Source organism: Lysinibacillus sp. KU-BSD001, assembly GCF_042920265.1.
Lineage (GTDB): Bacteria > Bacillota > Bacilli > Bacillales_A > Planococcaceae > Lysinibacillus_B.
Map to the genome: position 1 here is coordinate 86,838 of NZ_JBDQZI010000005.1, position 14,083 is coordinate 100,920.

At 39.8% G+C, this 14,083-nt stretch carries 14 protein-coding genes; 11 read left to right on the forward strand and 3 right to left on the reverse strand.

The genetic code is table 11. The features are described 5' to 3' along the window. Window positions 1–1,183: 1,183 nt before the first annotated feature. From AAGS61_RS09500 to AAGS61_RS09545, 10 genes are all read left to right on the forward strand, one after another. Complete coding sequence (locus AAGS61_RS09500) at window positions 1,184–1,891, forward strand: CoA transferase subunit A (RefSeq protein WP_391370635.1); 708 nt, start codon at window positions 1,184–1,186, stop codon at window positions 1,889–1,891. After that, on the forward strand, window positions 1,888–2,541 hold the full coding sequence (locus AAGS61_RS09505; RefSeq protein ID WP_391370637.1) for a CoA transferase subunit B: 654 nt from the start codon (window positions 1,888–1,890) through the stop codon (window positions 2,539–2,541). The genes AAGS61_RS09500 and AAGS61_RS09505 overlap by 4 nt, the downstream gene beginning before the upstream one ends. Window positions 2,542–2,715: 174 nt before the next feature. Beyond that, window positions 2,716–3,336, forward strand: coding sequence for a TetR/AcrR family transcriptional regulator (locus tag AAGS61_RS09510; protein ID WP_391370639.1), 621 nt, complete (start codon window positions 2,716–2,718; stop codon window positions 3,334–3,336). Between the two features lie 104 nt (window positions 3,337–3,440). Continuing rightward, a complete protein-coding gene (locus tag AAGS61_RS09515; protein ID WP_391370643.1) occupies window positions 3,441–4,583 on the forward strand; it encodes an acyl-CoA dehydrogenase family protein in 1,143 nt (380 codons plus the stop codon). A 43-nt stretch (window positions 4,584–4,626) separates the two neighbouring features. Further along, window positions 4,627–6,270, forward strand: coding sequence for an AMP-binding protein (locus AAGS61_RS09520; RefSeq protein ID WP_391370646.1), 1,644 nt, complete (start codon window positions 4,627–4,629; stop codon window positions 6,268–6,270). Window positions 6,271–6,283: 13 nt separating this feature from the next. After that, the gene (locus tag AAGS61_RS09525) at window positions 6,284–7,645 is read left to right on the forward strand and encodes an acetyl-CoA carboxylase biotin carboxylase subunit (RefSeq protein WP_391370649.1); all 1,362 of its coding nucleotides are present in this window, start codon (window positions 6,284–6,286) and stop codon (window positions 7,643–7,645) included. A gap of 92 nt (window positions 7,646–7,737) precedes the next feature. Continuing rightward, a complete protein-coding gene (locus AAGS61_RS09530; RefSeq protein ID WP_391370651.1) occupies window positions 7,738–7,950 on the forward strand; it encodes an acetyl-CoA carboxylase biotin carboxyl carrier protein subunit in 213 nt (70 codons plus the stop codon). A 13-nt stretch (window positions 7,951–7,963) separates the two neighbouring features. After that, window positions 7,964–8,884, forward strand: coding sequence for a hydroxymethylglutaryl-CoA lyase (locus AAGS61_RS09535; RefSeq protein ID WP_391370654.1), 921 nt, complete (start codon window positions 7,964–7,966; stop codon window positions 8,882–8,884). Next, a complete protein-coding gene (locus AAGS61_RS09540; protein WP_391370657.1) occupies window positions 8,869–9,648 on the forward strand; it encodes an enoyl-CoA hydratase in 780 nt (259 codons plus the stop codon). Before AAGS61_RS09535 ends, AAGS61_RS09540 begins: the two co-directional genes overlap by 16 nt. Before the next feature lie 16 nt (window positions 9,649–9,664). Then, complete coding sequence (locus AAGS61_RS09545) at window positions 9,665–11,203, forward strand: acyl-CoA carboxylase subunit beta (protein ID WP_391370659.1); 1,539 nt, start codon at window positions 9,665–9,667, stop codon at window positions 11,201–11,203. 275 nt (window positions 11,204–11,478) lie between these two features. On the opposite strand, the gene AAGS61_RS09550 is transcribed toward AAGS61_RS09545, so the two are convergent. Next, window positions 11,479–11,985 (reverse strand): gamma-type small acid-soluble spore protein, encoded by a 507-nt coding sequence (locus AAGS61_RS09550; RefSeq protein WP_391370661.1) that lies wholly within the window; start codon window positions 11,983–11,985, stop codon window positions 11,479–11,481. A gap of 59 nt (window positions 11,986–12,044) precedes the next feature. Further along, window positions 12,045–12,557 carry a DUF3231 family protein gene (locus AAGS61_RS09555; RefSeq protein WP_391370664.1) on the reverse strand — a complete coding sequence of 171 codons (513 nt, stop codon included), beginning with the start codon at window positions 12,555–12,557 and terminating at the stop codon, window positions 12,045–12,047. A gap of 343 nt (window positions 12,558–12,900) precedes the next feature. Here AAGS61_RS09555 and AAGS61_RS09560 point away from each other — a divergent pair, with 343 nt between their 5' ends. Next, window positions 12,901–13,164 carry a stage V sporulation protein S gene (locus AAGS61_RS09560; protein ID WP_391370667.1) on the forward strand — a complete coding sequence of 88 codons (264 nt, stop codon included), beginning with the start codon at window positions 12,901–12,903 and terminating at the stop codon, window positions 13,162–13,164. 343 nt (window positions 13,165–13,507) lie between these two features. Here the strand turns inward: AAGS61_RS09560 and AAGS61_RS09565 are convergent, their stop codons facing one another. Continuing rightward, window positions 13,508–13,879 (reverse strand): nucleotide excision repair endonuclease, encoded by a 372-nt coding sequence (locus AAGS61_RS09565; RefSeq protein WP_391370670.1) that lies wholly within the window; start codon window positions 13,877–13,879, stop codon window positions 13,508–13,510. Window positions 13,880–14,083: the final 204 nt, after the last annotated feature.

Here is a 14,083-nt window from a genome sequence, read left to right on the forward strand (position 1 = left end):
CATCTTCTTACTATTTCTAAATAACAATTTCATCATTTTACCCAATTGAAATAAATGTCATGTTAATAATAATGCCAATTACAATACCGATAATGACCGCAAATAGTCCTAATACGATTTCGTATGGCTTTAATAACATACATTCCCTCCCTTCATGTTCAATGGAATGAATAAAAATCATTATTAACTTAGAATGAGCAAATCCTGAAACATATATTAACATTGTATTAACCGTTGATTTCCGCTGCTGCACTCGCTTTCCACGGGCGAGATCAAGCCTCCTCGTCGTTCATCCTTCGCTGCTCCTGTCGCTACGCTTTCGTCGCAAATAAATTTCCTGCGGGGTCTTGGGGCCAACATGATGTTGGTCACGAAGGCGTTGTCACACGATGTGACGGTTTTAGCCTTCGTTCCTTTATCGCTTTTCCCGTAGGAAGCTTTGCACCTGCCGCTCCGCTTTCGGTGCAGAAAAACATTGCTCTGTAGCGAAAGGCGCATGCTGTCAGCTACACTCTCGTGCCTCCGCTACAAGCAACTAGTGTTCAGTACAATAATCAGTTGTTAAAAATAAAGAGAGATTCTCATCCATTGCGGTAGAGGCTGGGCAATTATACTTGCAATGAGAAAAGAAATGATTTCTTTTAGATAATAGAAATATTTTGCTAGCATATCGAGAAGCATTGACTTTTGCCGTAGCGCGCCATAGCCACAGGAGCCGAAACAGGAGATCCAAACAGGCCGCGCCTGTTTTAGCTCCTGTGTAGGCTGTGGCAAAGCGCGGAGGCTATAATACAAACCTTTCGCTATTTAAATGGTATTTTTAGTATGAATTTCAGCTTATTACGACTACTAATTTAAAAAGCAATTGGATTTGAATAGTATGACGTGGTCGATTTAGATGCAGTATACGTACAATACTATACAAATAGCACAATTTACCGAAAGAGATTTTTTAATAGATTTATACATATAAAGCGTACTCATTTGCATATAGTAAATAGTATGTGTAGATTTCGTTGTCCATCATTTCGTGCGCTAAAGGCCCCATCACTAATTTTTTACTAGTAGCCTAAGTAAATAGAATTACTATTCTATCAAAATTTTAAAATTTTAGAATTTTTAGTTTACTAATTTAAGTAAATTTGTATATAATGAACTTGAATTTACTTAAAGGAGGTATTTTATGCAAAAAACAGAAAAAACAATACATGAAATATTGTCGAACTTACAAGATGGCGCTCGGATTTTAGTGGGTGGATTTGGTCTATGCGGCATTCCAGAGGTAGCAATCGAGGCCATTCGTCAAAAAGGCGTGAAAGAGCTAACCGTTGTGAGTAATAACTGTGGTGTAGATGATTGGGGACTAGGCTTACTGTTAGCGAACAATCAAATTAAAAAAATGATTTCTTCGTATGTAGGCGAAAATAAAATTTTTGAGCAGCAGTTTTTAAGCGGTCAGCTTGAGGTGGAGTTAACGCCACAAGGGACATTAGCAGAACGCATTCGAGCAGGTGGGGCGGGTATTCCGGCCTTTTATACAGCTACAGGTGTTGGTACACCCGTGGCGGAAGGGAAGCCTGTAAAAGTATTTGACGGGAAAGAATATATCGAAGAGCGCGGCATTGTAGGGGACTTTGCATTTGTAAAAGCATGGAAGGCAGATAAATTAGGCAATCTTGTGTATCGAAAAACAGCGCGTAACTTCAATCCGATTATCGCAACAGCGGGTAAAATTACTGTGGCAGAAGTAGAGGAAATTGTTGAAGTTGGCGAACTAGATCCAGATGAGATTCATACACCAGCTGTCTATGTGCAACATGTTATTTTAGGGGAATCGTATGAAAAGAGAATTGAAAAGCGCACAACAAGAGCAGAGGAGGTAGTAGGATGACATCTGTGAAAGAGCGTATTGTCAAACGAGCGGTACAAGAAATTCAAAATGGGATGAATGTCAATCTGGGCATTGGTATTCCGACACTTGTAGCAAACGAAATCCCGAGTCATTACCAAGTGTTACTACAATCAGAAAATGGTTTATTAGGCATTGGTCCATATCCACTAGAAAGTGACGTAGACCCAGATTTAATTAATGCAGGCAAAGAGACCGTGACGGCCGTAGCAGGGGCATCGTTTTTTGATAGTGCCGATAGCTTTGCGATGATTCGTGGTGGACATATTGATGTAGCGATTTTAGGTGGGATGGAAGTATCGGAACAAGGCGATTTAGCCAATTGGATGATCCCAGGGAAAATGGTGAAAGGTATGGGCGGTGCAATGGACCTTGTGCAAGGAGCCAAGCGTGTCATTGTTATTATGGAGCATGTATCGAAATACGGTGAATCTAAAATTAAAAAGACGTGCACATTGCCATTAACAGGACAAAAGGTCGTTCATCGATTAATTACAGAATTAGCTGTTTTTGATTTTACAGAGCAAGGAATGGTATTAATTGAAACGGCTCCTAATGTAACAGTCGAGGAGATTCGAGAAAAAACAGAAGCTGATTTTACTGTATCTGAAAATCTAAAAAATTACGCATAAAACAGAGAAAAAAAGAAAATTCGAGTGAATGTCGTATTTTTTTAGTGGACTCTACCATTTTCAGGTGATATAGTGTAAATAAACTCGGAATGACAAAAAATAGAATAATAGTGTTATTTCGATAGAAAAATAGATGCGAAGAATAAGGAGTGGTTTATAGGAGGAGTAAAATCGATGGCTAGACAATCAGTTAAACAGCGCATTATCGAAACAGCACTAGACCTTTTTCAAGAAAAAGGCTATCACGGCGTTTCGGTAGATGAAATTGTTGAAATAGCAGGTACATCAAAAGGTGGATTTTATCATAATTTCAAAGCAAAAGATGCGTTGCTCTATGAAATACACGATGTCTTTATTTCATACGTTTTAAAAGAAACAAAAGTAGCGTACGAACAATATGAAACACCGATTGATAAAGTGTGTGCGATGCTGTATGCCTTTACAAATGTGTTCGATTTATATAAGCGACATATTACCGTTTTCTACGATGAAAGTGCGTATTTACCAGCTCATTATAAAACAGTCATTAAAGAAAAGAGAACAGAATACCGTAAGCTAATCGAGCGAGTGATTGAAGATGGGAAAGCAAGTGGGCATTTTAGGAAAAGTACTTCAACGACCATTACAACGATGGCAATCATTGGATTAGTGAACTGGACATACAAGTGGTATTGGCAAAATGGGCATTTAACAATGGAGCAAATTACACTGTATTTTAATGATATTATTTTACGAGGCATCGTGACAGAAAAAGGATATGAGGAAGCATTGGCAAAAAAACATTTATTAGAATAAAACGGAAGCAACCAGCATATAACATACTGGTTTTTTAAATCAATAATACAAACCGACTAGTCGGTACAGACTGAATAGTCGGAAAATCGAAAGGGGAATATTCTATGAATTTTGAATTAACGAAAGAACAACAAATGATTCGTGATATGGTTCACGAGTTTGCACAGGCAGAAATTGCACCACATGCACGAGAGCTAGATGAAAAACATGAATTCCGTAAAGAAAGCTTCGATAAAATGGCAGAGCTAGGCTTATTCGGTATTCCATTTCCAGAAGAGTATGGTGGATCAGGCGGCGATACGATTTCATATGCACTAGCAGTTGAAGAAATTGGTCGTGCTTGTGGCGGTACAGGGTTATCTTATGCAGCGGCCGTTAGTTTAGGTGCAACACCGTTTTATAACTTCGGAACAGAGGAGCAAAAACAACAATACTTAGTTCCGATGGCGCAAGGGAAAACATTAGGTTCATTCGGTTTAACTGAGCCAAATGCGGGATCAGATGCAGGCGGTACACGTACGAAAGCTCATTTAGATGGCGATGAATGGGTAATCAATGGTGAAAAATGTTGGATTACCAATGCTAGTTATGCACATCAAATCATTGTAACAGCAGTTACAGGACAGGATGAGCGTGGTAAAAACATTATCACAGCAATTATTGTGCCGACGGATACACCAGGGGTAACAATTCGTTCGGATTATCAAAAAATGGGTGTTCGTGCATCGAATACATGTGAAATTGTATTAGAAAATGTACGTGTTCCAAAGGAAAATGTTTTAGGTGACGAGAAAAAAGGCTTTGGTCAATTTTTAAATACGTTAGATGGTGGACGTATTTCGATTGCTGCACTATCAGTAGGAATTGCACAATCGGCATACGATAAGGCACTACAATATTCGAAAGAGCGTGTACAATTTGGCAAATCGATTTCCAAGCTACAGGCGATTCAATTTAAACTAGCAGATATGGCAATGGAAATTGAATTAGCACGTAATATGGTACACAAAGCGGCATGGTTAAAGGATCATGGCAAGCCGTTCAAAAAAGAGGGCGCATTCGCAAAATTATTTGCCTCTGAAATGGGCTTCCGCACATGTAATCAGGCGATCCAAATTCATGGTGGCTACGGCTATATGGCGGAGTATGATGTAGAGCGTCATTTACGTGATATTAAATTAATGGAAATCGGGGAAGGTACATCCGAAATTCAACGTGTTGTCATTTCACGTGCTATAGGTTGCTAAGTTTATTTGGAACTTTGACAAATGAATAATAGGAGGAAAGCGTATGGCAGAACTGGTTTATCAAACGATTGGTGAGCTACTGGAAGAAAAGGCTGTAAAGTATCCGGAACGTGAGGCATTAGTGTATGCAGATCGTGATGTACGAATGACGTACAAACAGTTTAATGAACATGCAGATAAAGTAGCAAAAGCATTGATGGCGATTGGACTTGAAAAAGAGCAACATTTTTCTGTGTGGACAACGAATGTACCTGAATGGCCTGGCCTACAATTTGGCTCTGGTAAAATGGGGGCACCACTTGTTACAGTCAATACGAATTATCGTGCAAGCGAACTAGAATATTTATTAAAGCAATCCGATTCACGGGCGATGATTTTAATCGATCAATACCGAGACCATTCGTTTATTGACACGATGTATGAATTATGTCCTGAACTAAAGGAATGTGAGCCTGGAAATTTAAAAAGTGCTCGCCTACCGCTTTTGAAAACCGTAGTTGTGATTAGTGATAAAAAATATCCGGGCACTTATAGTTATGAGGAGTTTTTAGCTACTAGTGTCAACATTTCTGATGAACAACTTGCAGAACGCAAACAATCCTTAACATATGATGATGTCATCAATATTCAATATACATCCGGTACGACGGGTTTCCCAAAAGGTGTCATGCTTCGACATTCTAATCTCATTAATAATGCTATTAATATTGCAGAATGTATGAAGCTAACGCATGAGGACCGGTTATGTATTCCGGTACCGTTTTTCCATTGCTTCGGCTGTGTCATTGGTACGCTAACAATCGTATCAGTAGGTGGGACGATGGTGCCTGTTCAAGAATTCCACCCAGAAGTAGTGCTGCGAACAGTGGAAAAAGAAAAATGTACAGCACTTCACGGTGTACCAACAATGTTTATTTCTGAATTGAATTTACCGAATATTAAGGAATTTGATTTATCAACATTGCGTACAGGTGTTATGGCAGGCTCTAACTGTCCAATTGAAGTGATGAAAGATGTCATCAACGTAATGGGCATGAAAGACATTACAATTTGCTACGGTCAAACAGAGTCATCGCCAGTCATTACACAAACACGTCCGGAAGATTCTTTAGCAATGAAGACGGAAACAGTTGGTCGTCCGCATCCAAATGTCGAAATTATTATTGCTGAACCAGGTACAAATAAAGAGTTACCACGGGGGGAGCAAGGCGAAATTTGTACGCGCGGTTATGTTGTGATGAAAGGGTATTATAATAACCCAGGTGCAACAGCTGATGCGATTGATGAAGACAATTGGCTACACACAGGTGACCTTGGCACGATGGATGAAAACGGCTTTGTTCGTGTAACAGGTCGGTTAAAAGATATGATTATCCGCGGTGGGGAAAATATTTATCCACGTGAAATTGAGGAATTCTTATATAAACACCCGAAAATACTTGATGTCCAAGTAGCGGGTGTACCTGATGAAAAATATGGTGAAGAAGCCGCGGCTTGGATCATTTTGAAGGAAGGACAGACGGCAACGGAAGAAGAAATACGCGAATTTTGTACAGGAAAAATTTCTCGTCATAAAATCCCGCGCTATATTTACTTCGTCAATAGTTATCCGATGACCGCTTCAGGAAAGATTCAAAAGTTCAAACTACGTGAGCAATTTCAAGGGTTTTCGAAAGCATTACAGTAGGGGAGGTTTCGCTATGTTTAAAAAAGTATTAATTGCGAATCGTGGTGAAATTGCACGACGCATTATTCGCACATGTAAAAAGCTAGGGATTGAAACAGTTGCGGTCTATTCAGAGGCAGATGCAGAGAGCCTTCATGTAAAGGAAGCGACAGAAAGTTATTGTATCGGGAAACCACCCGTTTTGCATAGTTATTTAAATATCGAAGCGATTCTTAATGTAGCGAAACAATCAGGTGCTGAAGCGATTCATCCTGGTTATGGATTACTTTCAGAGAATGCTAGTTTTGCGAAAAGAGTGGAGGAAGCAGGCTTAACATTTATTGGTCCAACATCAGAAGTGATTCAAGCGATGGGCAGTAAGTTAGAAGCACGTAAAACGATGGAGGAAGCAGGTGTACCGATTGTACAAGGTGTGAATGAGCCGATTGCTGATACAGATGAGGCAGCTAAAATTGCTAGTGATATCGGTTATCCAGTGATGTTAAAAGCATCAGCTGGTGGTGGCGGAATTGGGATGCAGCTTGTCAACAATGAAGAAGAATTACGAAAAGCATTTGAAGGCAATCAAAAACGTGCACAAAGCTTCTTCGGAGATGGCACAATGTTTATCGAAAAATTCATTGCAGAGCCACATCATGTGGAAGTGCAAGTGCTAGCAGATACACATGGCAACGTCGTTCCTGTATTTGAGCGAGAGTGCTCGATTCAACGCCGCAATCAAAAGGTAGTGGAAGAGGCACCATCTCCATTCATTTCAGAAGAGACACGCCAAAAAATGTTGGATGCAGCAGTAGATGCAGCGAAGCATATTGGCTATACAAATGCGGGTACGATTGAATTTTTAGTAGACCGCGATCAAAACTTCTACTTTTTAGAAATGAACACACGTCTGCAAGTAGAACATCCGGTGACAGAAGAAATTACAGGGATTGATTTAGTGGAGCAACAATTAAAAGTAGCAAATGGTGAGGTACTGTCGTTTACAAGAGAAAATATTGTGAAAAAAGGGCATGCCATTGAAGTGCGTATTTATGCCGAGAATCCGGTATCGTTCTTCCCATCACCAGGGGCAATTAAACATCTCCAATTACCTGAAGGAGAAGGAATTCGACATGAAGTAGCGGTCGAAACAGGCAGTAATGTAACGCCATTTTATGATCCGATGATTGGGAAATTAATTGTATTTGCGCCTACACGTGAGGAAGCATGTAGCAAGTTAGCGGAGGCGCTACGAAACTATGTAGTAGAAGGGATCGAAACGAATATCCCAATGCTACTAGAAACGGTTACGCACCCACAGTTTTTAACAGGGATTACAACAACAAAGTTTGTAGAGGAATATTATTTACCAAAAGCAACGGCAGTAGGTAAATAAGTCGAGAAGGGGCGCGAAAGATTGAACTTTGGCGAGAACACATCGAAAACGTGCCTCTTCTCTACATTCTATTTTAAGCGGAGGGATAGTATATGACAATAGTAAAAGCAAGTATGGCAGGAACAGTGTGGAAAGTTTTAGTGCAAGAGGGCGAAGAAGTAGCAGCTGGTCAAGATGTAGTCATTTTAGAATCGATGAAAATGGAGATCCCAATTGCTGCAGAAGAAGCAGGTACGGTCAAACGTATCATCGCTGCAGAAGGTGACTTCATTAACGTGGATGACGATTTAGTAGAAATCGAATAAGGGAGTGTGACCAATGCAACTACCAAAGCGAGTGCAAATAAAAGAAGTAGGTCCACGCGATGGATTGCAAAATGAAAAAGTCTTTATCGAAACCGCACATAAAGTTGCATTAATTGACCGCTTAAGTGAAACGGGGCTCGATTACATCGAAGTAACGAGCTTCGTGCATCCTAAATGGATTCCACAACTCGCGGACGCTGTAGACGTGTTAAAAGCGATTAAACGTCAAAAGGATATTAGGTACGCCGCGCTTGTGCCGAATGCAAAAGGACTAGAGCGAGCATTAGCAGCAGAGATAGACGAAGTAAGTGTCTTCATGTCTGCTAGTGAAGGACATAATCAATCAAATATTAATAAATCCATAGATGAAACATTTCCTGTACTAAAGGAAGTGGTGGACGGGGCATTAGCCGCTGGTAAAACAGTGCGCGGTTATATTTCTACAGTCATTGCATGTCCGTATGATGGTTATACAAAACCAGCGCAAGTTGTGCGGGTAGCGGAGAAGCTGTTTGACATGGGCATTACGGAAATTTCACTAGGCGATACGATTGGTGTTGGGGTACCGACGCAGGTGGATGCACTGCTGAGTGAAATGTTGCGTCATTTTAAGGCGGAACAGCTCGCGATGCATTTCCATGATACACGTGGTACAGCACTCGCGAATGTCGTGACAAGCTTAACACATGGCATTACGAAATTTGATAGTGCGATTGGTGGGCTTGGTGGTTGTCCGTATGCACAAGGGGCTTCCGGTAACGTTGCTACAGAAGATTTGTTGTATTTGTTACATGAGATGGGCATTGAAACAGGTGTAGAACTAGAGCGCGTACAGCAAACCGCCTTATATATAGAAGGAATTCTAGGGAAAAAGCTATCGTCCAAGCAAGTAGCAATTGCACGAGGGGAGGAAGAGTCATGCCAGATTTCGTAGGGGTAGAAGTACAAGACGGCATTGCGATTTTAACGCTAACAAGAGCAGAAGCCGCGAACGCATTATCTATTCAAATGCTACATGAAATAAATGATGCATTAGAAACGATTCAATATGATCGTTCCATCCGCGTCGTGATTGTGACAGGAGATGGGGAGAAAGCATTTTGTGCAGGGGCAGATTTAAAGGAACGAAAAGGAATGAGCGAGGAAGAAGTGCGCAAAACGGTCGCTTTAATCGGCAAAACGGTTAGTCATTTCGAACATCTTGCTCAACCAGTTATCGCAGCGATTAATGGGGTTGCATTTGGTGGGGGCTTAGAGCTGGCACTTGCTTGTGATATTCGGATGGCAAGCGATACGGCAAAGCTAGGTTTAACAGAAGCTGCGCTTGGGATTATCCCTGGTGCTGGTGGTACACAGAGACTTCCTCGTTTAATTGGGGTTGGTAAAGCGAAGGAACTGATTTATACAGCACGTCGCCTCTCAGCAAATGACGCATTGGCATATGGCATTGTTGAGCATGTTGTAGCGCCGCAAGAGCTGTTAACTAAAGCAAAAGCACTAGCTACTGAAATGGCAAAAAACGCACCACTTTCTTTAGTTCAAGCAAAGACAGCCATTCATCATGGCATGCAAACCGATATTGCAACAGGCTTACAAATCGAATCATTAGCGTATAACCGTTTACTATATACGGAAGATCGACTTGAAGGGTTAAAAGCTTTTCAAGAAAAACGTTCACCAATCTATAGCGGCAAATAAAAGGGGGATGGGAGAAATGACAAATATTTCAGTTGAAAACAAGCATCAAGAATATAAAGAGGTTATTTCAAAAGGCGGACATGAAAAATACCACGCTAAAAATACAGAGCAAGGAAAATTATTCGTTCGTGATCGACTTGCGCTATTATTCGATGAAGGTTTACAAGTAGAAGATGGAGCGTTTGCCAATATACTTGCAGGCGACTTACCTGCAGATGGTGTTGTAACAGGTATCGGGAAAATTCATGGTAGAACTGTATGTGTAATGGCAAATGATTCAACGATTAAAGCTGGATCATGGGGCGCAAGAACAGTTGAAAAAATCATCCGTATTCAAGAAACGGCTGAAAAACTGGGCGTTCCTTTACTGTATTTAGTAGATTCTGCAGGTGCTCGTATAACAGATCAAATTGAAATGTTCCCAGGCCGTCGCGGGGCAGGGCGTATTTTCTACAATCAAGTCAAATTGTCTGGTCGCATCCCGCAAATTTGTTTATTGTTCGGACCATCTGCAGCAGGTGGCGCGTACATTCCAGCATTTTGTGATGTTGTCGTGATGGTAGAGGGCAATGCATCGATGTACTTAGGTTCACCACGTATGGCAGAAATGGTTATTGGTGAAAAAGTAGACCTCGAAACGATGGGCGGTGCAAAAATGCATTGTTCTACTTCCGGTTGTGGTGACGTACTAGCAAAAACGGAAGAAGAAGCCATTGCCTATGCACGTCAGTACATTAGTTACTTCCCAGATAACTTTAAAAACAAGCCAAAAGTGGAAGCGCCAAAATTGCCGGCTACTTTTGAAAAATCAATTGATGACATTATTCCAAAAAACCAAAATGCACCGTTCAATATGCATGATTTAATCAATCGCATTATCGATGAAGGGTCGTTTTGTGAAGTGAAAAAATTATTTGCTGCTGAAATCATTACTGGTTTGGCGCGCATTAACGGACAATCAGTAGGGATTATCGCCAACCAGCCACGCGTCAAAGGTGGCGTATTATTCCATGATTCAGCCGATAAAGCAGCCAAATTCATTAGTCTATGTGATGCATTCCATATCCCGTTAATTTTCTTAGCGGATGTACCAGGATTTATGATTGGGACACAAGTGGAGAAGCTTGGTATTATTCGTCACGGCGCGAAAATGATTTTCGCCATGAGTGAAGCAACCGTGCCGAAAATTACGGTAATTGTTCGTAAAGCATACGGAGCTGGCTTATATGCGATGGCTGGCCCAGCATTTGAGCCAGATGTATGTATTGCTTTAACAGGTGCACAAATTGCGGTAATGGGACCAGAAGCAGCAGTAAATGCGGTGTATGCGAACAAAATTGCGGCATTACCGAAAGAGGAGCAAGCCGCATTTATTGAAGAGCGCCGTAACGAGTACCGCGAGGAAATCGATGTGTACCGTTTAGCGTCAGAGTTAATTATCGACGACGTCATCGAGCCAAATGAGCTACGTGCTACATTAGAAAATCGTTTAGATGCATACAAATCAAAAGAGCTAACATTCACACAACGTAAACACGGTGTTAGCCCAGTATAACACGAAGCAATCCCTCGCGAATAAGCGGGGGATTTTCATTTAAATAAAACATTTTATCGATTGTTAAACGATGTAATGTTAAAACGATTAAAGAGTATCTAAACGCGCATGATTACCTTATACCTAAGACGCGGAGAAGAAGTTGTATGATGCATACGGGTGCAATTTTCTGTAAAAAACATGTTGTTAAATAACTAATTAGGAGCATGAATGAGCAATAAGGTGTAAAACAAAAAACCGACAAAAAAGATTGCCGGTTGGGGATGCTAAGTAACTTATTTATTACCGTTTTCGTAACTGTTATTTGCAAATCGACCAGAAGCTTGTTGTTTTTTCGCTTCAGCTTGTTGGATTTGTTGTTTCACTTGGTTAACGTCAGTCTCAGTTCCGAATTCCACGTTCATTGCGCTACTATAATTTGCATTCGAACCAGAAGCTTGTTGTTTTTTTGCTTCAGCCTGTTGAATCTGTTGTTTAACTTGGTTAACATCAGTTTCAGTTCCGAATTCCATGTTCATTGCGCTGCTATAGTTTGCATTTGAACCAGAAGCTTGTTGTTTTTTTGCTTCAGCTTGTTGGATTTGTTGTTTCACTTGGTTAACGTCAGTTTCAGTTCCGAATTCCATGTTCATTGCGCTACTATAATTTGCATTTGAACCAGAAGCTTGTTGTTTTTTCGCTTCAGCTTGTTGGATTTGTTGTTTAACTTGGTTAACATCAGTTTCAGTTCCGAATTCCATGTTCATGTTTTGATTAAAATTTTGGTTGTTATTGTTTGTCATGGATTTCACCTCCCGAAATTAGTCTGTACAAAGAGTGTTTTATCATACGTTTGAAAAAATTAACATTTTTCAGGAGAATTTACATGTAATGGCGGTGGAATTAACCAACCTTTACTTTTATTAAGGCGTAACAGTTTGGCACCAAGCTGTGCTTTACTTGTATGAAATTGACCGTACATGAGCGCGATGTCTTCTCTAGTAGACATGCCCATTGCTTGACTGCATGCGACTAAACCAGCAGCCATGTCTGCTGTTAGTGCAGCACTAATTTCAAGGTCGTTAAATTTCGCACCTGGAGGGATATCTTCAAGTTTTGCTACAGGACGTTCAGGTGGTGCTGGTGGTAATCCAACACCATTCGTTTTTAAGATGTTTTCTAACATTTTTACTTCGTCTCTTGACACTTGGATGATATCTTCAATCATTTTTCGTAAATCTTCATCGCCAGTATGATTATAAAATGTTTGGTATCCAGCGATTAGGCCATAGTTTGCTGCGAGATTTGTCCATACACCAAACACTTCGCCGTAATGTAATGGTTCGTCTTTCGGATTTCCACTAAGTATGCCCATATTTACACTTCCTTCTTTCATTTTCGTTATTTCAAACAAGGATAGTATGGTTGGAAGTTGAAAAAAAATTCATCAATAATTTATTGTTACTAAACAATACATCAAAAATAATCCGTAATCATCAAAATAAAAAAGTTTATACACATAGAACTCTATAGTGCAATTGTATATTTTCCTTGTGCTATTGCTGATTTTCTTAAGTAGTATCACACCGATACGCTCAAAAACAGTATATATCTACTTGTTTTTCAATAAATTGAACAAAATTAGTTAACGTAAATAGTAGGATTTAATGGTAAAATAAGTATAAAAAACTATAGTGATAAACTAAGGGGATAGAATAATGGACATATTAAAAACATCATCAAAATCTAATCCAAGCTCTGTAGCAGGTGCAATTGTGGCAGCACTAAAAGAACACAATAAAATTGAAATTCATGCAGTTGGTGCGGGTGCATTGAATCAAGCAGTAAAAGCTATTGCCATTGCACGAGGTTTCATTGCACCGATGGGGGATGATCTAATCTGTTCACCTGCATTTGCAGATATTACGATTGCAGGTGAAGATCGGACAGCTATAAAATTAATGGTCGAAAAACGTAAATAATTTGTATGTCACGAAATAGTAAAACCGCCAGTTAAACGGAGCTTGGCGGTTTTTCGGCATAAAAGGAGCTTAAATCGAAAGGGGGTGTCCAGAAAGTTTTTACTTTCTGGACACCCCTTTACTTCTTAATAATTATCCATTAAGAAATATTGCTCCTGCGGTGGTCACATCAAAATGCCACCATCCTCGTCGCAAAAGTGCCGTCTCAAAATGTCTTTTCAGACGGCCCCTTTGGCATAAATATTTTGTATTTGTTTTTCCTAAAATAACGTGCCTGTGCATTTTGCCTAATAATTAGTAATACTGGAACTAGCCAAAAAGCGCAAACCTTACTGTATCAATATTAATAAAACACTTTATCGATATTGTACTTTGCTCTTAACGAATTAATAGCGTAAGTTTCGTAAATTTCGCGTTCCATTGGATCTTCAATTTCGTATACTTCAATTTTGTGAATTTCATCACGGTATTTTTTCATTGGTGATACGTTATCTTCAAAGTGCTTTTTAATGCGTTGACGGATTTTACGTGCTTTGCCGACAAATAGTAATTCATTTTCTTGATTGTAGAAAAAGAAAATGCCGCCTTTGTCACGTGTAATCTTATGGAAATCGATGAAGCCGAAATACGGTGTAATTTCCACATCACCAGGCTTCAGTACTTGTTCACGTTGGCGGATAACAAGATCCGGTTTTGGTAGTTCAATTTTAATCAAAATCGTCACGTCCTTATAAATAGTAAAAGTAAATTATAACATATAAATACTATAATGCCTAATTTCATTAAAATAATGAATGGAAAAATAAATAAATTAACTGATGCGCTAAACGCAAATTATCCGACACTATAATTTTGATTTTAAATAAATTCCTCGCACAAAACAACAAATAACCACAACTTCTCACGTCAAGTAAATAAG